Source organism: Lelliottia sp. AC1, assembly GCF_023278595.1.
GTDB lineage: Bacteria > Pseudomonadota > Gammaproteobacteria > Enterobacterales > Enterobacteriaceae > Enterobacter > Enterobacter nimipressuralis.
Map to the genome: position 1 here is coordinate 1,980,244 of NZ_CP025699.1, position 21,843 is coordinate 2,002,086.

Consider the following 21,843-nt stretch of genomic DNA (forward strand, 5'->3'; position numbering starts at 1 on the left):
GTCATATGTCTTCAACTGAAGCAACCAATAAAGCTCCAGCAGTACCCGAGAAAAATAATAGCAAACCCGCGCGAGACGAGCCGGTATTACAGGTCGAGCGTCGTGACTTTATTGATCTCGTTCCGGAAAAACGTCCGCGTGCCCAATCATTGCGAGGCTTCGATGATTGCTATACGGATATTGTCGATTATATTGTCCGCTGTACCCATAAAATATGGGATGAGCGTGATGTCGGATTAATTTACACCCATTACACCCACAACTGCGTGTTATATAACGCGTTGGGAACCCTCTATAACCGCGAGCAGGTCGTACAGGATACGCTCCAGCGCTTAATTGCTTTCCCGGAGCGTCGCGGCATGGCGACCCAGGTTATCTGGAACGGCAATGACGTGGACGGTTTCTATACCTCGCATCTGGTGACCGGCAGCGGGCGTCACACCCAGTACAGCCATCTGGGCAAACCGACCAATCGCACCTTTGTGAACCGTACCGTCGCCGACTGTATGATCCACGAAAACAAAATTTACCGTGAGTGGGTGGTGAGCGACAACATGTCGCTGATGAAGCAGCTTGGGCTGAACACCGATGAAATCGCCTTTAACATGGCGAAAGAGCAGTTCGATAAAGGTTTTCGCGTCACCGATATTGGCGAGAACGGCCGGATGCTCGGCCAGTATCCGCCGGATGTGGCCTGTGACGTCTCTATCGCCCACACGGACACCGAAGAGCAGCTTCTGCGCTGGCTGCATGAGATCTATAACCGTCGGATGCTGGGCAAAATCAAAGAGGTGTACGCCCCGACCGTGCAGTGGCACGGCCCGTTAATGAAAGAGCTGTACGGCACGGCGGCGGTGACGCACCAGACGCTGGCGCTGATCGGCATGATCCCTGATGGTGCATGGCTGCCGCAGCATATCTGTTCGAATCCATGCGATGAGGGCGGGGTGAAAGTGGCGGTGCGCTGGATTATCGAAGGCCACCACCTGGGCTACGGCGCGCTGGGCAAACCGACGGGCGAGCGTCTGTTCGTGATGGGCATGTCCCACTACCACATCGTCAACGGCAAAATCGTCGATGAATGGGTGGTGTACGACCACCTGGCGCTGCTGGCGCAAATCAAACTCGGCCAGATGGAGGAGGCGTAATGTCTGCACAAGCGATTACGGAACAGGTGAGCTGGATCAAGCGGCCGCAGGGGCAGGATGCGCAGGCCGACCGTACATTAACGAATAAAGTCAGCGCCATCATCGAGCGCGTCAAAACGGAAGGCGATGCGGCGCTGCGGGCATTTTCGCAGCAGTTCGACAACGTGGTGCCTGAGCAGTTTGAAGTGACGGCGCAGGAGATTGAAAACGCGCTGAACGATCTGGATCCGCAGACGCGGCGCGACAGCGAGTTCGCCATTGCGCAGGTGCGCCGTTTTGCCCAGGCGCAGCTGGCGACCATGCAGCCGCTCGAGGTGGAAACCCTGCCGGGGGTGCATCTCGGACACCGCATTATTCCCGTGCAGACCGTCGGCTGCTACGTACCGGGGGGGCGCTATCCGATCCTTTCGGCACCGGTGATGTCGATTGTTCCGGCAACGGTCGCGGGCTGCGAGCAGATTATTGCCTGTCTGCCGCCCGCCGCTCATCCGGCGATGATTGCCGTCTGCCATCTGGCGGGCGCACATCGGATATTCAAAATCGGCGGGGCCCAGGCGATTGCGGCAATGGCCTGGGGAACCGACAGCGTTCCGGCGGTGGATAAAATCGTCGGGCCGGGCAACGCCTTTGTGAACGAAGCCAAGCGTCAGGTGTTTGGCAAAGTGGGGATTGATGCCCTGGCCGGGCCAAGCGAAATCTTCACCGTCGCCGATGACTGCGCCGATCCGCGTATTCTGGCGGCGGATCTGCTGGCGCAGGCTGAGCATGACGTCCATACCCGCGTCGGGCTGGCGACCACCAGTCGCGCCATTGCCGAAGGTACGCTGATGGAGATCGAACGTCAGCTGACCACGCTGCCGACGGCGGCCACGGCGGGTGAAGCCTGGCGTCGTCAGGGCGAAATCGTGCTGTGTGACACCGAGGAGCAACTGATCGCGTTTGCCGATTTTATGGCGACGGAGCATCTGCAGGTGCACACCCGCGATCCGCACGGCACGGCGGCGAAGATCCGCAACTACGGTTCGCTGTTTATCGGCCAGAACGCCAGCGTGGTGTTTTCGGACAAATGCTGTGGGACCAACCACACCTTGCCGACGATGGCGGCGGCGCGCTACACCGGCGGGCTGTGGGTGGGCGCCTATGTGAAAATCTGTACCCATCAGTGGATTGATGACAAAGGGATTGCAGCGATTGCGGAACCGGCGATACGCCAGAGCCGCACGGAAGGGATGCAGGGGCACCGGCGCGCGGCGGAGATTCGTCTGCGGCCTGAGGCGATTGACGCAATCACCTCGGGCACGCGCGATTAAATCAGCAGCCTGGCCTGGCCCTCCGCCAGGCCTTACTCCTCACTGAATTGCAGGCGACGACGCGCGCGCGACGCGCGTTGGGCGATCGCTTTCGCCATCGACTCGCCAATCTCCGCACACACGGTCAGCCCCTGCACAAAGGGCTGATCGTGCATCAGATACGGCAGAGCACCAAAGGCGATGCGCCCGCGCACGTTGTCGGGTGCCAGCAGGGTGTAATCCTCACCGACATCCGGGATCTCATCGCCGTTTTCCTGTAACTGCTGGCGCAGCGTCGGGAACGGCAGATCTTTGGTCTTCAGTGGTTTTTGTCCGCGGGCATCAATAAAGAGATCGAATTCATAACGCTCTCCCTTCGCCTTAATGATCGTCCTGTCGTCCTGCACATCCCTTTTATAGTCCGCGCCCAGCGCCAGCACGCTGATAATGCCGGCCTCGCGCAGCGCCAGCAGCCGACGAATCGACTGGGAGGGAATGGCCGCATAGTTGTCGATAAAAATGCGCGACAGCCCGGCGTCAAAACGCTTGCGGTCCTTATCCGTCAGATGCGGGACGATCTCCTGCACCACTTCATGCATCCGCAAAATGGTGTAGCGCCAGGGCACCGTGCGTTTATCACGTTTGTTGCGCTCGACCTCATCGAGATTGGATTGCGCCCAGCTGAAGGGATCGTGTTTGTGGCGCTCGGCAAAATAGGCGTCGTGGAAGGTATCGACGTTCAGCGCTTCAAGGCCAATGGCGTGGCTCCACTGTGGATCGGCCAGCTCAAGTTCCTGCGTCATCAGAGTGAACACGCGATCGAGCAGCCCCTCAGATCCTGCGGCGATCGCTTTTTCGATGGCCTGTTCCGTGACGAGGGTGAGCGGCTCGTAGGGGAGAGGGCAGTAAAAATCGGCTTCTGGCAGAATGCCCGAGCGGGACATCAGCACGATGTCGAGCGCATCGCTCCCTTTGTCGAGCCTGAATTCTACGGGCTGATTTTCCGGCTCGATAAATTCACCGTGCTGAATGGCGACCGCCATCGCCGCATCTAACCCGCTGAGGGAGGTGCCCATAATGCCAACGCGACAGGCGCGAATAGTGGCTTCCATCAATCCCGACCAGGGGCTGGGGAAGAAAGAGCGCGTGGATTCCTCTTCGTCCGGCCAGACGTGGCCGGTGGCGATTACCGCCAGATCGTACGTCGCGGGTTCTGACCGGTTCTCCGCCCAGATCTTGACGCCCTGAGGCGTCACCTCCAGGTCCTTAACCTGGCAAGACTCCTGCACCTTGACGGTAAATCCGCGCTGTTTCGCCTGTGCGATCAGCTGTAAAAACTGGTCGCGATAATACTCGCCCAACAAAATGCGTGGCAGGAACTGACGGTCATGAAGGGAGGATTTCTGCACACCGTAGCGTGCCAGGTGTTCGCTGCTCTGGGTAAGCAGCCAGTCGAGATAGGTCGAAAAGAGCGGGGGAATTTCGATGCTGGCGATGTTAGCGAGCATCATCCGCGAGTTATCTTCATCGCTGTAAGGCATGCCAACACCGGCCTCGTCGCCCTGCTCATAGATATCCACGGCCAGTGGCGTCTGATTTTTCAGCAGAGAGAAAAGGGTATAAATGCCAGTGGGGCCGGCACCGATAATCGCAATCTGTTTCATCCATTCTCACCCGTTATTATTGTTTGATTCCTGGAGGGCAACCGGGCACCGACTTCGCTGGGCGTTAACGCCTTTCGCCCGTCTGCCCTCGTCCATTTCTGAGTCATCACCGCTTTTAGTGCCGGATTTCCCGTACATCAAACAGTATATACGCTGTCACTATTTCTATAGCAGAAGCGGGAGCGTTATCAGAAAGCCGTTATCCGTCAGGTTCTCGCCTGTGGGATAAATCACGTCAGGGGATGAAACAGGATTCGCGCAGAGAAGCAGAAGGTTGAGCGGTGAAAATGTAAAATGGGAAACGTCGTCGACAGAGAGCCGCAATGCCTGTTATTAACGGGCTAATCAGGGATATTCTGGAAAGTTGAAAAGGGAGGTAAAGCTGAAGAGGTGTAACCTGAAATGGTGCGTCCGAGTGGACTCGAACCACCGACCCCCACCATGTCAAGGTGGTGCTCTAACCAACTGAGCTACGGACGCACTGTACAGATTTTTTTGATGGTGCGTCCGAGTGGACTCGAACCACCGACCCCCACCATGTCAAGGTGGTGCTCTAACCAACTGAGCTACGGACGCATCATGTTGTCTGTGACAACGGGGTCGAATATTAGCGACAGTGACGGGATGAGGCAAGAGGGAAAATGCAATTTTCTTCCGTATTTCACGCGATTGCTTCATTCCCGCGCAAAATGAAGAGAAAGTAGCCGCCCGTAGACGGCTAGCGGGTAATTAACGCGCAGCGCGTTGCAAAATCACATTCGATGGCTGGCGTTGCAGGAAGCGCATACGCAGCATCATCAGGATCGCGGCGGAGGTTAATCCGATGATAAAGCCCATCCAGAAACCGGCCGGACCCATTCTGTCTACCACCAGATCCGTCAGCGCCAGCACGTAACCGCTCGGCAGCCCGAGCACCCAGTAGGCGGTGAAGGTGATAAAGAAGATCGAACGCGTATCTTTATACCCACGCAGAATACCGCTGCCGATCACCTGAATCGAATCGGAAATCTGATATACCGCCGCCAGCAGCATCAGCTGTGAGGCGAGGATCACCACTTCCGGATTGTCGTTATAAAGCAGGGCGATCTGCTCGCGTAGCAACACGGTAAAGATGGCGGTACAGGCCGCCATGCACACGCCCACCATCAGGCCGGTACGCGCCGCCGTCTGTGCATCGAGCGTCGAACCCTGCCCCAGACGATAGCCGACGCGGATCGTCACCGCCGCCGCAAGGGACATCGGCAGTACGAACATCAGCGAGCTAAAGTTCAGCGCAATCTGGTGGCCCGCCACGTCGACAATCCCCAGCGGGGAGACCAGCAGGGCGACGACCGCAAACAGCGTCACTTCAAAGAACAGCGCCAACGCGATAGGCAGACCGAGCTGCACCAGACGTTTCACCACGCTCATATCCGGCTTGCCGAAACCCGGCTCATTGCGGATATCGCGCATTGAGCGCGCGCGTTTGACGTAAGAGAGCATGCTGGCAAACATGACCCAGTACACCGCCGCCGTCGCGACGCCACAGCCCACGCCGCCCAGTTCAGGCATACCGAAATGACCGTAGATAAAGACATAGTTCACCGGGATGTTTACCAGCAGCCCGATAAAGCCAATCACCATGCCGGGTTTGGTTTTCGCCAGTCCTTCACACTGGTTACGCGCCACCTGGAAGAACAGGTAGCCGGGCGCGCCCCACAGCAGCGCACGCAGATAGCCGACGGCTTTATCGGCCAGGGCCGGGTCGATATTGTGCATCGAGCGAATAATATGGCCCGCGTTCCACAGCACAATCATGATCAAAACGGAGACACATCCGGCGAGCCAGAAGCCCTGACGCACCTGATGGGCAATACGATCGCGTCGGCCTGAGCCGTTAAGCTGGGCGATAACCGGCGTAAGGGCCAGCAGCAGTCCGTGGCCGAACAGAATAGCCGGAAGCCAGATAGAGGTACCGATAGCAACGGCGGCCATATCGGTGGCGCTGTAACCACCCGCCATAACCGTATCCACAAATCCCATTGCGGTTTGAGCGACCTGCGCGATGATCACCGGTATTGCCAGCGCTAATAACTGACGCGCTTCATTCATGTACTTCTGCACGTGAACACCTTTTGTTTTGTTGTTATTTGAGAGACTAAAAAACCCGCCGAAACTGGCAGCAAGAAGAAAAAACAGGGGGAATGCCAGCTATTGTAGCGGGGTTTCTCTATTTATCTAGTGAAAAAATCGCCAGAAAATGCGCTCCGCTGGCAACCTGTTTTTCCAACTGTTATTGTGTTGCGATTAAACGGTGTCACTACCGTTGGGATAATACAGGAGTGGTAAGCATGTTTACTGGTATCGTGCAGGGCACTGCAAAACTGGTGTCCATAGATGAAAAACCTAATTTCCGTACCCATGTGGTCGAGCTGCCGGAATATATGCTCGACGGTCTGGAGACCGGGGCATCGGTGGCACACAACGGCTGCTGTCTGACAGTGACAGAGATTAACGGCAACCGTATTAGCTTTGATCTGATGAAAGAGACGCTGCGTATTACCAACCTCGGTGAGCTGGTGGTGGGCGACATGGTTAACGTTGAGCGCGCGGCGAAGTTCAGCGATGAGATTGGCGGACATTTAATGTCGGGTCATATTATGACGACCGCCGAGATTTCGAAAATCCTGACTTCAGAAAATAACCGTCAGATCTGGTTTAAGGTCCAAGACGCGTCATTAATGAAATACATCCTTTACAAAGGATTTATTGGCGTGGATGGGATTAGTCTGACGGTGGGTGAAGTGACGCCAACCCGTTTCTGCGTACATTTAATTCCGGAAACGTTGCAGCGCACGACGCTGGGGGCGAAAAAACTCGGCCATCGCATTAATATCGAAATTGATCCCCAGACCCAGGCGGTAGTGGATACCGTAGAGCGGGTGCTGGCGGCGAAAGAATTAGCGAGTAAACTGACGTCGGAAGACGAATAAAATAAACCCCGGATATCCGGGGTTTATTTTTTATCGCGCGACCCGCAAACCATGCTCCACGCCACGACTGAACACGACCTGCCAGAGCTGAATATCCCGGGCACGAAACGCGCCCGCACAGGCATTCAGGTAATAGACGAACATCCGCTTGAAGCGTTCAGAATAGTTATCCGCAATTTCCGTCCATGACGCCAGAAAACGTTCGTGCCAGGCCATCAGTGTCGTATCGTAGTCGGCACCGAAATTGTGCCAGTCTTCGACAATAAAGTGCGACTCACTGGCATCGGCTATCTGGCGAACCGAAGGTAAACAGCCATTCGGGAAGATATATTTATTGATCCAGGGATCGACCGAATGATCGGTCTTTTTGGAACCAATGGTGTGTAGCAGGAAAAGACCTTCCGGTTTCAGGTTACGATCGGCAACCGCGAAATAGGTGTTGTAATTTTTGGGCCCGACGTGCTCGAACATTCCCACGGAGACGATACGATCGAACTGATCGTCCAGATCGCGATAATCCTGCAGCAGAATGGTCACATCCAGCCCCGCGCAGCGTTCTTGCGCCAGTTTCTGCTGTTCAGCCGAAATGGTCACGCCCACGACGCTCACGCCGTAGTGTTTCGCCATGTACCAGGCAAGCCCACCCCAGCCGCAGCCGATATCCAGCACCCGCATACCGGGCTGAAGCTGCAGTTTTTCGCAGATTAAACGCAGTTTCGCCTGCTGTGCATCTTCGAGCGTGGTGGCCTCTTTCCAGTAGGCGCAGGAATATTGCATCAACGGGTCAAGCATGCGGCTGAAAAGATCGTTGCCAAGATCGTAATGCTCTTTCCCGACAATCCATGCCCGTTTTTTACTTTGCAGATTCAGCAACCGTGCAGAGGCGATCCGCAGCGTATCCTTCAGGTGGTGGGGGAGCTGGTTTTCCAGCCCGGCGCGCAGAACGTTATGGAAAAACATATCCAGCCGCTCGCATTCCCACCAGCCGTCCATGTAGCTCTCGCCTAAACCCAGCGAACCTTCCTGCAACACGCGTTTGAAAAAATCGGGATGCTTTACCTGAATATCTGAAGGAGCAGACCCGTTAATCGCGATGCCCGCCCGACTCAGTAATTCATTGACGATCCGGAACCAGTTATTGTCCCGAACATTGACTTCTTCTATACACGATGAACTCATAGCTTCTCCATCACGTTGTGTGATCAGAACCTTCAAACAGCGTAGCCGCTTTTTATGGTTTGTGAGAAATCCCACGGTTTTTCCGTGAGGCTAATATCCGACGTAGAACAGAGGAAGGGAGATAACCCTTACCGAAAGGCCTTCCATGGTAAAACGGGAGCACTCCGGCTCCCGTTAACACATAATATTTATCGTATTTATATGAACCAAATTTAGTATAGGCCGCAAAAAAGAGCGATTCAACTGAAAGTTGTTAGCAGCCTAATGACTGAAATGTAACATAATTGCTCGCGCGATTACGCCTGCGACGATTTCGCCTCGGCAGTGTCCTCTGCCAGCGTCTTCACTGAGGCCTGCATGCGATAACCCAGCGCGGCGAGAACCACGGTAGCCAGCATCACGCTGGTGGTGGTCATCAGCGGCGTAGCGATTAACGCAGAGACAATCAGGCTTGCGAGGAAGCACAGACCGAGCTGCAGGGTGTTTTGCAGCGCCGCCGCACGGCCCGTTGCATGAGGGAACGGGCGCAGTGCCTGAGCCACCACAATCGGGTAAATCGCCCCGTTTGCCACGGCCATCACACAGAACGGGATCAGAATTTCAGTCAGCCCGACGTGTGGAATAAAGCCAACCGCCCAGGTACCGATGACGCTTACGGCGAAAAGCACCAGCAGCCACGGCAACATCTGCTGTCCCTGCCATTTTTGCAGCGCGGCGCGGCAGCCGTAGCCCCCCACCAGGAACGCGATGGTCTGTGGAACATAGCTCAGGCCGATCACCGCCGGGCTGTAGCCCATATCATGCAGAATAAACGGCGAACCGGTCAGCCACGCAAAGAAGCTGGCGGAACAGGCGGCGTAGACCAGCACGTTGCCGCGATACGCGCGTGAACGCAGCAGCGACAGGAAAGTGACGCGATTATCGTGGTTTTCAGCCGGTTTCGGCTGGGCAGGTTTTAGCGTGAAGGCCGGTAACATCAGCACCAGCGTGATGATAAACAGGGTGGCGAAAATCGCCTGCCAATCAAAATGCACCAGGATCCAGCTACCGAGCAGGGGAGCCAGCGCCGGAGAAAGCCCGACCAGCGGCATAATGGTGGCAAAAATGCGGTTCACGCGAGACGCGGGATAATAGTCCGTCACCAGCGCCTGCCAGGTGACGGCTGCGGCACACACACCGAACGCCTGGATAAATCGCAGCACCAGCAGCCAGGTGGCATCACGCACCCACAGCATCCCCAGGCAGCCGACGGCAAAAATCGCCAGACCGAGGAGCAGAATCGGTTTGCGACCGTAACGGTCAGAGAGCGGGCCCCATAACAGCTGTGCGAAGGCAAAACCGGCGAGGAACAGACTCAGGCTGGCGCTGATGGCGGCGGCAGGGGTCTGTAAATCGGCCTGCATCGCGGCAAACGCGGGCAGGTACATGTCGGTCGCCAAAAAGCCCAGCACGCTTAAACCGCCGAGCCAGACCAGGAATCCTTTGTTGGGTTGCATTATTTTTTATTTCCTAAAGAGGGCAGGTAATCACTGGCGCAAAGTGTAGGGAGTGCAAACTGCCTTGTGAAACGCTAATATTTGGTGATTGCATTCAAAAATTTTGCAGGCAGAAAATGTGGTCAGAATATTCGTTAGAAGTGGTGGATGCGGTTGCGCGTAACGGCAGCTTTAGTGGCGCGGCCCAGGAACTCCACCGCGTCCCCTCTGCGGTGAGCTATACGGTGCGTCAGCTTGAAGAGTGGCTGGCGGTTCCGCTGTTCGAGCGCCGTCACCGCGACGTGGTTCTGACGCCAGCGGGCGTCTGGTTTTTGAAAGAAGGGCGATCTGTTATCAAAAAAATGATGATCACCCGCGAGCAGTGCCAGCAGATTGCGAACGGCTGGCGCGGGCATCTCGCCATTGCGGTCGATAACATCGTCAAACCCGAACGCACCCGAAAGATGGTGGTCGATTTCTATCGCCATTTCTCTGATGTGGAGCTGCGCGTCTCGCAGGAGGTGTTCAACGGCGTGTGGGATGCGCTCTCTGATGGCAGGGTGGAGATGGCGATCGGCGCGACCCAGGCGATCCCGGTGGGCGGGCGCTATGCGTTTCGCGATATGGGAGCCCTGAGCTGGACTTGCGTTGTTGCCCGCGATCATCCTCTGGCCGCCGTTGCAGGCCCGTTGAGCGATGATACGTTGCGCAACTGGCCGTCACTGGTGCTGGAAGATACCTCACGATCGCTGCCAAAACGGATTACCTGGTTACTGGATAACCAGCGGCGTGTGGTCGCCCCGGACTGGGAGACGTCGGCGACCTGTCTTTCTGCGGGGCTGTGCGTGGGAATGGTGCCGGTGCATTTTGCACGTCCACGCATTGATCGCGGTGAGTGGGTGGCGCTGACGCTGGAAAACCCGTTCCCGGATGCGGCCTGTTGCCTGACGTGGCAGCAAAACGATATGTCACCGGCGCTGGCGTGGCTGCTGGATTATCTGGGAGACAGCGAAACGCTAAACAGAGAGTGGCTGAGGGAGCCGGAATAACCGGCCCCTCGGGAGATCAACGGCGGTAATCGCGGAACGGACCGTCGGCCACGGAACGGCGTTCAATCAGGCGCGGGTGGACTTCAATCGACTGCGACTCTTCACGCTTGCTGACGATGCGGTCCAACAACATATTGAAGGCCGTTTCGCCCAGCGAGTCTTTCGGCTGGTGAATGGTCGTCAGCGCCGGGGTGAAGTAGCGTGCGTTGCGCACGTTATCGTATCCGATCACTGAAATGTCCTGCGGCACGCGCAAACCCAGCTCATCGGCTGCGCAAAGGGCGCCCATCGCCATAATGTCACCCCCGATAAAGACCGCGGTAGGGCGGTGCGACTGGGAGACGATCTGCTGCATCGCGCGGTAGCCGGACTCCGGCTCGAAGTCGCCCTGCACGATCCAGTTTTCTGGCACCGTAATCAGCGCTTCTTCCATCGCTTTCATGAACCCTGCCAGACGGCCTGCGCCGGTGTTGCGCTCCAGCGGACCCGGAATGACGCCGATTTCGCGGTGACCGCGCTCAATCAGGTAGCGACCTGCCATGTAGCCGCCTTCAAAGGCGTTATCGTTGACGGAATCGGTAAAATCAGCGCGGGTATCACCCCAGTCCATTACCACCATCGGAATGTGGCGGTACTCTTCAAGCATGGAGAGTACGGACTCCGGGTATTCAGAACACATCACCAGCAGGCCATCAACGCGCTTTTGCGCCATCATCGACAGGTAAGCGCGCTGTTTCTCCTGGCTGTTCCATGCGTTGCCGAGAATCAGGGTGTAGCCCTTCTGGAAGCAGTTTTTCTCAACCGCTTCGATGATCTCGGCAAAATAGGCGGCTTCGCTGCTGGTCGCCAGCAGGCCGATCGATTTGGTGTGGTTCACCTTCAGGCTACGCGCCACGGCACTCGGGGAGTAGTGCAGCTCTTTGATGGCGGCCCATACGGCGTTGCGCGTCTCTTCCGCAACGAAACGCGTTTTGTTAATTACATGTGATACGGTTGTAGTGGAAACGTTTGCGCGTTTCGCCACATCTTTGATTGTTGCCATTACATGTCACTCCAGACCATATCTTAAACTCCTGAAATACTTAAAGGTAAACGTTTGCCTTCTCTCACCCTTATCTCGCAATGTGAATTGCGATACGCCGGGAAAACGACTCAGAACGTCAGGAGGGGGTCAGTGGCCGGTACGCTTATAAATTTAGCGTGGAATTTTGTCTTATCTTGATGAAAAGGGGAAGAGCAAAAACGGTTATCAGCCTAAATCCAGGAAGATTTTTGGGGTAAACTGTGTAAAAATGAGCAAGCTCACTTTTCGTGGGGTGATTAAAAGGAGAAAAATTGATGAGTACCGATCTGAAGTTTTCGCTGACGACAACCATTATTGTTCTGGCTCTGATTGTCGCTGCGGGTCTGACCGCTGCGCTGCACTGATTCAAGCGGGGGAGAGTTCTCTCCCTCGTCTCCTGCCTGTTCCCTGATTGTTACCCGCACGGCAAAAATCTTTTGCTAATTTGTTAACTTCTCATTTTTTGTGATTAATGTCATGCTTTTGACATCTTAGTCCCGTGTCGCGTGACGACACGGCATCCGGAGTTAATCAATGAAAATCAATTTTCCCCTGCTGGCCCTGGCGATTGGCGCGTTCGGCATCGGCACCACCGAGTTTTCCCCGATGGGGCTGTTGCCGGTTATCGCAAAAGGGGTAGATGTCTCTATTCCGGCCGCAGGCATGCTGATCAGCGCCTACGCCATTGGCGTGATGATTGGTGCGCCGCTCATGACGCTGCTGTTATCGCATCGTGCCCGTCGCAATGCGCTGATCTTCCTGATGGCGATTTTTACCCTCGGTAACGTGCTCTCGGCGCTGTCACCGGATTACACCACGTTGCTGCTGTCACGCATTCTGACCAGCCTGAACCACGGCGCGTTCTTTGGCTTAGGCTCAGTGGTGGCGGCGAGCGTGGTGCCAAAACACAAGCAGGCCAGCGCGGTGGCAACCATGTTTATGGGGCTAACCATCGCCAATATTGGCGGTGTACCGGCGGCGACCTGGCTTGGTGAAGTCATTGGCTGGCGGATGTCCTTTATGGCAACCGCAGGGCTGGGCGTAGTGGCGATGATTGCCCTGTTCTTCTCGCTTCCGAAAGGCGAGGCGGGTGAGCGCCCGGACGTGCGTAAAGAGCTGTCGGTGCTGGTTCGTCCACAGGTGTTGTCTGCTCTGTTAACCACGGTGCTCGGGGCGGGCGCGATGTTTACGCTCTACACCTACATTTCACCGGTACTGCACGATATTACTCACGCCACACCGCTGTTCGTGACGGCGATGCTGGTGCTGATTGGCATCGGTTTCTCTCTGGGCAACTATCTCGGCGGTAAACTGGCGGATCGCTCGGTCACCGGGACGCTGAAAGGCTTCTTAACGCTGCTGATTGTGATTATGCTCGCGATTCCCTGGCTTGCGCGCAACGAGTTTGGGGCGGCCATCGCGATGGTGGTGTGGGGCGCTGCAACCTTTGCCGTGGTTCCGCCATTGCAGATGCGCGTCATGCGTGTGGCGCACGAAGCGCCGGGCCTGTCTTCTTCCGTGAATATCGGTGCGTTTAATCTCGGGAATGCGCTGGGTGCGGCAGCGGGTGGGGCGGTGATTTCAGGCGGGCTGGGATACGCTTTTGTACCGGTGATGGGGGCGATTATTGCGGCGCTCGGTCTGCTGCTGGTCCTGACATCGGGCCGTAAACAGCCGGAACCTGTTCGCGTCACAGAGTAATCAAAAAACGCAGAAGGGCTGCCCCTTCTGCGTCTCATTTATGCCGCGAAGTTCTTCGCCACAAATTCCCAGTTAACCAGCGCCCAGAAGTGCTCAAGGTAGTTCGGGCGAGCGTTACGGTAGTCGATATAATACGCGTGTTCCCACACATCAACGGTCATCAGCGGTTTCGCGCTGGTGGTCAGTGGCGTTCCCGCGTTTGACGTTGAGACGATAGCCAGTTTGCCGTCAGCCTCTTTGACCAGCCACGTCCAGCCAGAGCCGAAGTTCTTAATTGCAGCGTCAGTAAACTTCGCTTTGAAATCTGCAAAGCTGCCGAATGCGGCGTTAATGGCAGCCGCCAGTTCACCGGTTGGTTCGCCACCGGCGTTCGGTGCCAGGCAGTGCCAGTAGAACGTGTGGTTCCAGACCTGAGCAGCGTTGTTGAACACACCGCCGTCAGAACTGCGCACAATCTCTTCCAGCGTTTTACCTTCAAACGCAGTGCCCTTAACCAGATTGTTCAGGTTAGTGACATAGGTCTGATGGTGTTTGCCGTAGTGATATTCCAGGGTTTCCGCCGAAATGTGCGGAGCCAGGGCGTCTTTTGCATACGGTAATGCAGGTAATTCGAACGACATTGCTTCTCTCCTTATTATAGTGTTGCACTGCAATAACCCTATTGAGTGCAAGGATAGAGTAGCAAATTGAAAGGGTATGCAAAAGAGGAACTTACCCTGCCGACGGTGCGGCAGGGCAGGGATTAGCGAATGGTTTTCGGGGTCATTACGCGGCGGGCGCCAACGTAGTGGCGAACCCAGTAATCTTCGCTCAGGGAGGTGATTTGGATATCCTGGCCGCTGCGAGGCGACTGGATAAACTTGCCGTTGCCAACGTAAACGCCAACGTGATCGGCGGTGCCGCGGCCTTGCGTGCGGAAGAAGACCAGATCTCCGCTCTCCAGCTCACCGCGATTCACGGCTGCTGCATCGCGCAGGTGATACATCTCATTCGCCGTACGCGGGATGCGGAACTTCACCAGATCTTTATAGGCGTAATAGACCAGACCACTGCAGTCGAAACCGGTGCGCGGGGAGGTACCGCCCCAATGATAGGGTTTGCCAATCTGCCCCATCAGCTTGTTCATCGCGGTTTTCTGCGCTTTCTGAACGCGCACTTTATGCACCTCAGAGAGCTTCGCAGTTTTACCCACTTTCACGCAGTTCGTTTTGTGGCCTTTCCGGACGGTGCATTTTTCCGGAGCCACTTTTGCAACTTTTGCGGCAGTGCGGGTGGGTTTGCTGCGGGTTTTACTGGTGAGGGCCTTACTGGAGGTGGACTGCTTTCGTGCGGTAGTGGTTTTTTTCTTTTCGCTTTTACGGGTGCTGGTAGGTGTTTTTTTCTTACGTTCTGTGGTTTTCGCCAGATGTGACTTCTGCACGGCAGAGTGCCGCGCCTGCTCCGAGGCGTTAGCCGCTGGCGTGAAAACGAGTGATGTAAACAGTAAAGCACAGAGCGTGATCGAGATTTTTGTTATCCGCGCCACTGAGCATTCCCCTGAATTAGATGTGGGTCATCAATAGTACCCACGTATGATTTACAAAGCCCGTCGATTCTAATCTAAAAATCTGCGAGAAGTTAATAGCATTTATCGGTCTAAAAGTCTGTTTCGTTAGCGAGTGCAAAAAAAAAGTCAGATTGTTGCCGCGTTGTTCACTCCCTGAACAAAACCACACCGGGTGAGGGGGTAAGCTATCTTTGGAATGCAACTTTAGCCGACAACCGTTAAGATATAAGCAGGTGACGAAAATGTTATTTTCCGATGTCTCTCTGACCCGCTACAATGTCAGACGATCGCCGTAACAGAAGTTAAAGGAAGCAAGACATGAGCACGACTATTGAAAAAATCCAGCGCCAGATCGCTGAAAACCCGATTCTGCTGTACATGAAAGGTTCACCGAAGCTGCCAAACTGCGGTTTCTCTGCACAAGCCGTGCAGGCGCTGTCTGCCTGTGGCGAGCGTTTTGCTTACGTTGATATTCTGCAGAATCCGGACATCCGCGCTGAGCTGCCGAAATACGCTAACTGGCCAACCTTCCCGCAGCTGTGGGTTGATGGTGAGCTGGTCGGCGGTTGCGACATTCTGATCGAAATGTATCAGCGTGGTGAACTGCAGCAGCTGATCAAAGAAACCGCTGCCAAGTACAAAACCGAAGAGCCAGACGCAGAATAAGTTCTTTTGCATCAGGCAAAAAAAAAGCGACCTTTCGGTCGCTTTTTTTATTCTTCGCTGTCGCCCATCGGCAGCGGCCAGCCGCCCAGACGCTTCCAGCGGTTCACAATCTCACAAAAGAGTTCTGATGTGCGCTCTGTGTCGTACAGCGCCGAGTGAGCCTGAGTACCATCGAAATCGATGCCCGCAGTAATACAGGCTTTGGAGAGCACGGTCTGGCCCAGTGCCAGCCCGCTCAGCGCGGCGGTATCGAAGGTCACGAACGGATGGAACGGGTTACGCTTGAGCGACGCGCGCTCGGCGGCAGCCATCATAAAGCTGTGATCGAACGTGGCGTTGTGCGCCACCATGATCGCGCGATTGCAGTTGCTGTCCTTCATGCCTTTGCGCACCATTTTAAAAATGGCGTGCAAGGCGTCATATTCACTCACCGCGCCACGCAGTGGGTTCGTAGGATCGATGCCGTTAAAGGCCAGCGCTTCTGGCTGCAGGTCCGCGCCTTCAAAGGGTTCAACATGGAAATGCAGCGTGGTGTCCGGTGTAAGCCAGCCCTGTTCATCCATTTTCAGCGTAATGGCTGCAATCTCAAGCAGCGCATCGGTTTTAGCGTTAAATCCGGCTGTTTCTACATCAATCACAACAGGATAAAAACCACGAAAACGGTCGCACAGACCGGTAAGTTGAGCGTTATCGGACATCAGGGTCTCTTACAAGGGAAAAAAGCAGTGCGTATTATGACAAATTTTGCGAGGCGATGCAGTAAAACAACGGGCGCAGAACGCGCCCGGAGGGATCAATTGCCCAGACCGCGACCGGCGTCTTTGGCTTCAATCAGTTCGATTTTGTAACCGTCAGGATCTTCCACGAAGGCAATCACGGTGGTGCCGCCTTTGACCGGACCCGCTTCGCGCGTCACGTTGCCGCCGTTGCTGCGAATGCGCTCGCACGCTTCTGCCGCATTATCCACTTCCAGCGCGATGTGGCCGTAAGCGGTGCCCAGCTCGTAGCTATCGACATCCCAGTTGTAGGTCAGCTCGATAACTGCTTCGTCGCTTTCCGGGCCGTAACCGACGAACGCCAGGGAATATTTGTATTCCGGGTTTTCGCTGGTGCGCAGCAGCTGCATGCCCAGTACGTTAGTGTAGAAATCGATAGAACGTTGCAGGTTGCCAACGCGCAGCATGGTATGAAGTAGGCGCATATTTTCCTCTTGACCAACTCAATGGCTTATCTTTTTGAACAGAAACGATGTTTTAGTATAGCGGCGAATCATCGCCGCTATCAATGGACAACCGAGGAATTACAGGGAAGGGTAGTCGGTATAGCCTTCAGCGCCGCCGCCATAGAAGCTTTCTGGACGCTGTGGGTTCAGCTCGGCTTTACGCTGCAGACGTGCCACCAGGTCCGGGTTGGCGATGTAATCGCGACCAAAGGCCACGGCGTCAATCAAACCTTTGCCGATCAGATCTTCCGCTTTTTCTGGGGTATACGCACCCGCACCGATGATGACGCCCTGGAAGCGCGCACGCACTTTCTCACGGAATGCCTCAGAGTACGGCTGACCGCCCGCCCAGTCCGGCTCGGACATGTGCAGATACGCGATGCCGCGTTTCGCCAGCTCTTCGATCAGATACAGCGCGTCGGCTTCTTCGTTCGGGCCGTTGTCCACGTTCTGGAACGATCCAATTGGTGAGACGCGGATACCGATACGGTCCGGGCTCCACTCCTGACACACCGCATCCACCACTTCCAGCACCAGACGGGCGCGGTTTTCCACGCTGCCGCCGTACTGATCGGTACGCTGGTTAGAAGACGGGGAGAGGAACTGGTGCAGCAGGTAACCATGCGCAGAGTGCAGCTCGACCAGGTCGAAACCGGCTTCACGTGCATTCGCGACGGCCTGACGGAAATCATTGACGATGCCTGGGATCTCATCGAGTTCCAGCGCGCGTGGGGTAGAGGTATCCACGCGAATGGCATGGCCGTTTTCATCACGCAGTGAGGTGCGGGTTCCGGCGTTCAGGGCAGACGCGGAAACCGGTGCCTGGCCGCCAGGCTGGATGCTGTTGTGGGAGATACGGCCCGTATGCCACAGCTGGACCGCGATGCGACCATCATCGGCATGAACACCGGCGGTGATTTTTTTCCATGCTGCGATCTGCTCTGGGCTGTGCAGGCCCGGTGCGCCCGCATAACCTTTCGCCTGAGCGGAGATTTGGGTCGCTTCGGAAATGATCAGGCCAGAGCTGGCGCGCTGGCGATAGTATTCACCCATCAGCGGCGTTGGGATATCGCCCGGCTCAATGCTGCGCAGACGGGTGAGAGGGGCCATTAATACGCGATTAGGTGCGGTAACCGCACCGATTTTCAGTGGGGTAAATAATTTTTCAGTTGACATCATGACTCCTGAGTAGACCGGTCGACTAGTAGATGAATAAATAAAAACGCCTGTTAAACGCCAGGCGTCGTAATACTGTTCTTCACATGCGCCAGCGCGCTTTCAAGCGGCACGGCGCTGCGGGAAATTTTGGCCTGCAAATTTGCGCCTAACCACAGCGCGTACAACACCTGGGCCTGAGTTAAAGGATCGCCGCTAAAGTTTAGCGTTTTTTCAGCGCGACCTTTTTCCAGCGCCTGAGCCAGCAGGGCGATAACGCCGCTGGCCCCTTTGTCCATCGCGGTGCGCATATCTTCTGACAGATCGCACACTTCGGCGGACAATTTAACGGTCAGGCAACCGCTGATAATGCCCTGCTGACAGAACTGGTTCAGCGTTTCCTGATAGTAGTTGAGCACACGATCACGGTAGCACCCTTCGCCGCTGGCAAAATGGGCGGCGAGACGCTGGTGGTAACTGGCATAGTGCCGCTCCAGCATCGCCACGCCAAACGCTTCTTTGGAGCGGAAGTAGTGATAAAACGAACCCTTTGGCACCTCAGCGGTTTTTAACAACTCGCTCAGCCCCATTCCGGTAAACCCGCGGTGCATACAGAGACGCTCGCCGGTGGCCAGAAGGTGTTCGCGTGTATCGTGTTCAGTATTTTTGCTCATGGCGCTCACTGTAATAGACCAATCGGTCTAATGCAAGTATCACGATTTTCGACAGGTACTGATGAGATCCATCTGCGGATGATAAACCGCTGATTTTATGTTCATCATCCCGAGCACGGTCGAGAACAAATTATCCTGAGACACCTCTGTTTTCGCCGCCCGATCGCGTAAGCACGGCTCGTTGATACTGTAATTGTTCACGTAATCCGGCGAGAGCCAGAACATAAACGGAATATGCGTCTGCTGTGTCGGCGCCAGCATGTACGGCGTGCCGTGCAGATACAGCCCGTTTTCGCCGAGCGATTCGCCGTGATCGGAGAGATAAATCAGCGCGGTGTTCATCGTCGTCTGACGCGCTTTCAGTGCATCAATGGTTTTACTGACCACGCTATCCGTATAGAGGATGGTGTTGTCGTAGGTATTCATCAGCGCCTGGTGATCGCAGTCCTGAATCTGATTGGTGTCGCAGGTCGGGGTAAACTGGCGATACGCTTTTGGATAGCGCTGGTAATAGGCCGGACCGTGGCTACCCATCAGGTGGATCACCAGAACCGAGTCCTGCTGCAGCCCATCGAGCACGTTGTCCAGACGGTGCAGGTTGACGTCATCGATACAGGATTTGTCTTTACAGAACTGATCCAGTTTCCACTGGGTCATATCCGTGTGCGGAATGCGATCGCAGGCGCCCTTACAGCCGCCGTCGTTTTCACGCCACAGCAGATTAATGCCTGCATGCGCCAGCACATCCAGTAAACCTTCCTGATGACGGGCCAGATCGGCATCATATTTTTTGCGCGGCATACCGGAGAACATGCACGGCACTGAAACCGCCGTTTCTGTTCCGCACGAAGACGCCTGCGGGAAGTTAATCATGTTCTCTTTTTTGAGCTGCGGGTTGGTGTCGCGCCCGTAGCCGTTGAGAGAGTAATTTTCCGCGCGAGAGGCTTCGCCAATCACCAGCACCAGCACCGTCTTTTTCTTCTGCGCGAGAATGACTGGCCCTTTCTGGGCGTCCTGGCCGATGCGTACCAGCGTTTGATCGCCTGCAAACCAGCGGTTTTTGCTGTATTTGGCAATGGCGCTGACGTAGTTAGCAGGCGTCACCATTTTGACGATGCTTTTGTTATTGCGAAATAGCGAGGCGTAATCCTTATAGAAGACCGAGGCCACCAGAATAATCACCATCAGGGCACCCAGAATGGCCGCGACGCGCGTAAGCAGCGTGTACCACCATTTCCCGGAACGAATACGAATAAACAGCAGTGCAATGGAGGGTATCAACCCGATCGCCGCGATCCACAGCAGCATTTGCGGCGTGACCAGCGCGGTGGCTTCCTGCGAGTTGGTCTCGAAAATATTCACCATCATGTTCTGATCGATGACGGCGCCATAGGTGAACATAAAGTACGTGGCCCCGGCACAGCCCAGGGTCAACAGAATCATCAGCGGTTTACGGATAAACGGAATATTCAGCAGGCTGAAAATAATCACCCAGCCACAAAACAGAACCAGCGGGACGGACGCCGCAAACAGGAAATCGTGCAGATGCGACGGGGCAATAATCTGCCAGCTGCGTTGAATAAACAGGGCATTGAGGAGAGTAAAGAACAGGGCGCAACCGAGGGTAAATTTAATATCGTTACACTGTAACTTTTTCGCGGACCACATCATTAAGAAACCATTTGTTATATTGATGAGGCGAGTATAGGGAGCGAAGATTAGAGAAACCTTAATGACACATTTCTGTGCTAAAGCCCTTGCAGGCACGGCGTTTAGCGTCTTCACTGAAGGTGTTAAGTGATTTCGGGAGGTGTGTGTGGCAGAGCAACTGGAGTTTTTCCCCATCCAGAGCCCGTGCCGGGGAATTTGTCAGTCGGATGAACGCGGTTTTTGCCGGGGCTGTATGCGCAGCCGCGACGAGCGTTTTAACTGGCAAAAGATGAGCGACGCGGAAAAACAGGATGTCATACGCCTGTGCCGACAGCGTCTATTGCGCAAATTACGCGCAAACAAACCGACCGATACGGAAGAACCTCAGCAGCCTTCACTTTTTTAGCGGCGGATATGCGTATACTCATGACATCACTTCCTTGAGGAAATTGTTATGGTTCAGCGTATTGCCCTTGCCCCGCAGGGCCCAGAGTTTTCGCGTTTTGTCATGGGTTACTGGCGTCTGATGGACTGGAATATGTCCCCGCGCCAGCTGGTCAGTTTCATTGAGGAACATCTCGACCTCGGGATTACCACTGTCGACCACGCCGATATCTACGGCGGCTATCTGTGCGAAGCGGCGTTTGGCGAGGCCATGAAACTTGCGCCACACCTGCGTGAGCGCATGGAGATTGTTACCAAATGCGGTATTGCCACCACCGCGCGCGCCGAAAATGCCCTGGGGCATTACATCACCGACAGCGATCACATCATCAAAAGCGCCGAGCAGTCGCTGGTCAATCTGGCCACCGACCATCTGGATTTGCTGCTGATTCACCGTCCCGATCCCCTGATGGATGCGGACGACGTGGCGCAGGCGTTCCTGTCGCTGCATCAGAGCGGGAAAGTGCGCCACTTCGGCGTGTCGAACTTCACACCGGCGCAGTTCGCGCTGCTCCAGTCCCGTCTGCCGTTTACGCTCGCGACCAACCAGGTGGAAATCTCCCCGGTTCACCAGCCGCTGCTGCTCGACGGAACTCTCGATCAGCTGCAACAGCTGCGCATTCGTCCGATGGCCTGGTCCTGCCTTGGCGGTGGACGTCTGTTCAACGACGAGGCCTTCCAGCCGCTGCGAGATGAACTGGAAACCGTGGCCCGCGAGCTAAACGCCGAAAGCATTGAGCAAGTCGTTTATGCGTGGATCCTGCGCCTGCCGTCGCAGCCGCTGCCGATTATTGGCTCCGGCAAAATCGAGCGTGTGCGCTCGGCGATTGCGGCAGAAGAGCTGCAGATGACGCGCCAGCAGTGGTTCCGCATCCGCAAGGCCGCGCTGGGCTACGACGTACCTTAACCGCGCATTAGCCTGACTTTCCGGTGAAAATGTTGCCCC

The 21,843-nt window shown here is 55.6% G+C and carries 21 protein-coding genes and 2 tRNA genes; 9 read left to right on the forward strand and 14 right to left on the reverse strand.

What is annotated here, in order from left to right; translation table 11 throughout:
- The first annotated feature begins 5 nt into the window (after positions 1-5).
- Entirely contained in the window at positions 6-1,148 is a 1,143-nt protein-coding gene (locus C0560_RS09370; protein WP_102103554.1) for an ester cyclase, read from the forward strand.
- Complete coding sequence (hisD, locus tag C0560_RS09375) at positions 1,148-2,458, forward strand: histidinol dehydrogenase (protein WP_248860086.1); 1,311 nt, start codon at positions 1,148-1,150, stop codon at positions 2,456-2,458. Before C0560_RS09370 ends, hisD begins: the two co-directional genes overlap by 1 nt.
- A gap of 32 nt (positions 2,459-2,490) precedes the next feature.
- Here hisD and C0560_RS09380 read toward each other — a convergent pair whose 3' ends face one another.
- The 4 genes from C0560_RS09380 to mdtK all read right to left on the reverse strand — a co-directional run bounded on the left by C0560_RS09380 (position 2,491) and on the right by mdtK (position 6,204).
- Positions 2,491-4,101 (reverse strand): FAD-NAD(P)-binding protein, encoded by a 1,611-nt coding sequence (locus tag C0560_RS09380; RefSeq protein WP_248860087.1) that lies wholly within the window; start codon positions 4,099-4,101, stop codon positions 2,491-2,493.
- A 403-nt stretch (positions 4,102-4,504) separates the two neighbouring features.
- A tRNA-Val gene (locus tag C0560_RS09385) sits at positions 4,505-4,581 on the reverse strand.
- 19 nt (positions 4,582-4,600) lie between these two features.
- Positions 4,601-4,677, reverse strand: a tRNA-Val gene (locus tag C0560_RS09390).
- A 153-nt stretch (positions 4,678-4,830) separates the two neighbouring features.
- Positions 4,831-6,204 carry an MdtK family multidrug efflux MATE transporter gene (mdtK, locus tag C0560_RS09395; RefSeq protein WP_102103557.1) on the reverse strand — a complete coding sequence of 458 codons (1,374 nt, stop codon included), beginning with the start codon at positions 6,202-6,204 and terminating at the stop codon, positions 4,831-4,833.
- Positions 6,205-6,431: 227 nt separating this feature from the next.
- On the opposite strand from mdtK, the gene C0560_RS09400 reads away from it, so the two are divergent.
- Positions 6,432-7,073: a riboflavin synthase subunit alpha gene (locus C0560_RS09400; RefSeq protein WP_100780416.1), complete on the forward strand. Its 642-nt coding sequence runs from the start codon at positions 6,432-6,434 to the stop codon at positions 7,071-7,073.
- A 30-nt stretch (positions 7,074-7,103) separates the two neighbouring features.
- Here C0560_RS09400 and cfa read toward each other — a convergent pair whose 3' ends face one another.
- Together cfa and punC are read right to left on the reverse strand one after the other, a co-directional pair.
- Positions 7,104-8,252, reverse strand: coding sequence for a cyclopropane fatty acyl phospholipid synthase (gene cfa, locus C0560_RS09405; protein ID WP_181827784.1), 1,149 nt, complete (start codon positions 8,250-8,252; stop codon positions 7,104-7,106).
- A gap of 296 nt (positions 8,253-8,548) precedes the next feature.
- Positions 8,549-9,748, reverse strand: a complete 1,200-nt coding sequence (gene punC, locus C0560_RS09410) for a purine nucleoside transporter PunC (RefSeq protein ID WP_102103559.1) — start codon at positions 9,746-9,748, stop codon at positions 8,549-8,551.
- Positions 9,749-9,864: 116 nt separating this feature from the next.
- Between punC and punR the strand changes: the two genes are divergently transcribed.
- A complete protein-coding gene (gene punR / locus C0560_RS09415) occupies positions 9,865-10,776 on the forward strand; it encodes a DNA-binding transcriptional activator PunR (protein WP_248860089.1) in 912 nt (303 codons plus the stop codon).
- A gap of 16 nt (positions 10,777-10,792) precedes the next feature.
- On the opposite strand, the gene purR is transcribed toward punR, so the two are convergent.
- Positions 10,793-11,818, reverse strand: coding sequence for an HTH-type transcriptional repressor PurR (purR, locus tag C0560_RS09420; protein WP_100780412.1), 1,026 nt, complete (start codon positions 11,816-11,818; stop codon positions 10,793-10,795).
- Positions 11,819-12,114: 296 nt separating this feature from the next.
- Here purR and C0560_RS09425 point away from each other — a divergent pair, with 296 nt between their 5' ends.
- Both C0560_RS09425 and C0560_RS09430 read left to right on the forward strand, forming a co-directional pair.
- Positions 12,115-12,204 carry a YnhF family membrane protein gene (locus C0560_RS09425; RefSeq protein ID WP_100780411.1) on the forward strand — a complete coding sequence of 30 codons (90 nt, stop codon included), beginning with the start codon at positions 12,115-12,117 and terminating at the stop codon, positions 12,202-12,204.
- Positions 12,205-12,373: 169 nt separating this feature from the next.
- On the forward strand, positions 12,374-13,540 hold the full coding sequence (locus C0560_RS09430; protein ID WP_181827787.1) for an MFS transporter: 1,167 nt from the start codon (positions 12,374-12,376) through the stop codon (positions 13,538-13,540).
- Positions 13,541-13,578: 38 nt separating this feature from the next.
- Here C0560_RS09430 and sodB read toward each other — a convergent pair whose 3' ends face one another.
- Together sodB and C0560_RS09440 are read right to left on the reverse strand one after the other, a co-directional pair.
- Positions 13,579-14,160 (reverse strand): superoxide dismutase [Fe], encoded by a 582-nt coding sequence (sodB, locus tag C0560_RS09435; protein WP_100780409.1) that lies wholly within the window; start codon positions 14,158-14,160, stop codon positions 13,579-13,581.
- A gap of 122 nt (positions 14,161-14,282) precedes the next feature.
- Positions 14,283-15,065, reverse strand: a complete 783-nt coding sequence (locus C0560_RS09440; RefSeq protein WP_100780408.1) for a C40 family peptidase — start codon at positions 15,063-15,065, stop codon at positions 14,283-14,285.
- A 339-nt stretch (positions 15,066-15,404) separates the two neighbouring features.
- Here C0560_RS09440 and grxD point away from each other — a divergent pair, with 339 nt between their 5' ends.
- Positions 15,405-15,752 (forward strand): monothiol glutaredoxin 4, encoded by a 348-nt coding sequence (gene grxD / locus C0560_RS09445; protein ID WP_095281803.1) that lies wholly within the window; start codon positions 15,405-15,407, stop codon positions 15,750-15,752.
- Between the two features lie 47 nt (positions 15,753-15,799).
- Here grxD and rnt read toward each other — a convergent pair whose 3' ends face one another.
- From rnt to eptA, 5 genes are all read right to left on the reverse strand, one after another.
- Positions 15,800-16,450, reverse strand: coding sequence for a ribonuclease T (gene rnt / locus C0560_RS09450; protein ID WP_181827788.1), 651 nt, complete (start codon positions 16,448-16,450; stop codon positions 15,800-15,802).
- Between the two features lie 95 nt (positions 16,451-16,545).
- Positions 16,546-16,953, reverse strand: a complete 408-nt coding sequence (gene gloA, locus C0560_RS09455) for a lactoylglutathione lyase (protein ID WP_012017189.1) — start codon at positions 16,951-16,953, stop codon at positions 16,546-16,548.
- Positions 16,954-17,052: 99 nt separating this feature from the next.
- Positions 17,053-18,150, reverse strand: a complete 1,098-nt coding sequence (locus C0560_RS09460) for an alkene reductase (protein ID WP_102103565.1) — start codon at positions 18,148-18,150, stop codon at positions 17,053-17,055.
- Positions 18,151-18,203: 53 nt separating this feature from the next.
- Entirely contained in the window at positions 18,204-18,803 is a 600-nt protein-coding gene (locus C0560_RS09465; protein ID WP_102103566.1) for a TetR/AcrR family transcriptional regulator, read from the reverse strand.
- Between the two features lie 39 nt (positions 18,804-18,842).
- Positions 18,843-20,471: a phosphoethanolamine transferase EptA gene (gene eptA / locus C0560_RS09470; RefSeq protein ID WP_248860269.1), complete on the reverse strand. Its 1,629-nt coding sequence runs from the start codon at positions 20,469-20,471 to the stop codon at positions 18,843-18,845.
- 148 nt (positions 20,472-20,619) lie between these two features.
- Between eptA and C0560_RS09475 the strand changes: the two genes are divergently transcribed.
- Together C0560_RS09475 and C0560_RS09480 are read left to right on the forward strand one after the other, a co-directional pair.
- Positions 20,620-20,859, forward strand: a complete 240-nt coding sequence (locus tag C0560_RS09475; protein ID WP_100780403.1) for a DUF1289 domain-containing protein — start codon at positions 20,620-20,622, stop codon at positions 20,857-20,859.
- A 48-nt stretch (positions 20,860-20,907) separates the two neighbouring features.
- Complete coding sequence (locus tag C0560_RS09480) at positions 20,908-21,804, forward strand: aldo/keto reductase family oxidoreductase (RefSeq protein ID WP_100780402.1); 897 nt, start codon at positions 20,908-20,910, stop codon at positions 21,802-21,804.
- The last annotated feature ends 39 nt before the right edge of the window (positions 21,805-21,843 follow it).

Excerpts from the sequence above, each read along its gene's own strand:
- punC (WP_102103559.1), bottom strand. The coding sequence starts at position 9,748 with ATGCAACCCAACAAAGGATTCCTGGTCTGGCTCGGCGGTTTAAGCGTG.
- C0560_RS09425 (WP_100780411.1), top strand. The coding sequence starts at position 12,115 with ATGAGTACCGATCTGAAGTTTTCGCTGACGACAACCATTATTGTTCTG.
- rnt (WP_181827788.1), bottom strand. The coding sequence starts at position 16,450 with ATGTCCGATAACGCTCAACTTACCGGTCTGTGCGACCGTTTTCGTGGT.
- C0560_RS09465 (WP_102103566.1), bottom strand. The coding sequence starts at position 18,803 with ATGAGCAAAAATACTGAACACGATACACGCGAACACCTTCTGGCCACC.
- C0560_RS09370 (WP_102103554.1), top strand. The coding sequence starts at position 6 with ATGTCTTCAACTGAAGCAACCAATAAAGCTCCAGCAGTACCCGAGAAA.
- C0560_RS09400 (WP_100780416.1), top strand. The coding sequence starts at position 6,432 with ATGTTTACTGGTATCGTGCAGGGCACTGCAAAACTGGTGTCCATAGAT.
- C0560_RS09460 (WP_102103565.1), bottom strand. The coding sequence starts at position 18,150 with ATGTCAACTGAAAAATTATTTACCCCACTGAAAATCGGTGCGGTTACC.
- purR (WP_100780412.1), bottom strand. The coding sequence starts at position 11,818 with ATGGCAACAATCAAAGATGTGGCGAAACGCGCAAACGTTTCCACTACA.
- cfa (WP_181827784.1), bottom strand. The coding sequence starts at position 8,252 with ATGAGTTCATCGTGTATAGAAGAAGTCAATGTTCGGGACAATAACTGG.
- grxD (WP_095281803.1), top strand. The coding sequence starts at position 15,405 with ATGAGCACGACTATTGAAAAAATCCAGCGCCAGATCGCTGAAAACCCG.
- gloA (WP_012017189.1), bottom strand. The coding sequence starts at position 16,953 with ATGCGCCTACTTCATACCATGCTGCGCGTTGGCAACCTGCAACGTTCT.
- punR (WP_248860089.1), top strand. The coding sequence starts at position 9,865 with ATGTGGTCAGAATATTCGTTAGAAGTGGTGGATGCGGTTGCGCGTAAC.
- C0560_RS09380 (WP_248860087.1), bottom strand. The coding sequence starts at position 4,101 with ATGAAACAGATTGCGATTATCGGTGCCGGCCCCACTGGCATTTATACC.
- C0560_RS09480 (WP_100780402.1), top strand. The coding sequence starts at position 20,908 with ATGGTTCAGCGTATTGCCCTTGCCCCGCAGGGCCCAGAGTTTTCGCGT.
- C0560_RS09430 (WP_181827787.1), top strand. The coding sequence starts at position 12,374 with ATGAAAATCAATTTTCCCCTGCTGGCCCTGGCGATTGGCGCGTTCGGC.
- eptA (WP_248860269.1), bottom strand. The coding sequence starts at position 20,471 with ATGTGGTCCGCGAAAAAGTTACAGTGTAACGATATTAAATTTACCCTC.
- hisD (WP_248860086.1), top strand. The coding sequence starts at position 1,148 with ATGTCTGCACAAGCGATTACGGAACAGGTGAGCTGGATCAAGCGGCCG.
- sodB (WP_100780409.1), bottom strand. The coding sequence starts at position 14,160 with ATGTCGTTCGAATTACCTGCATTACCGTATGCAAAAGACGCCCTGGCT.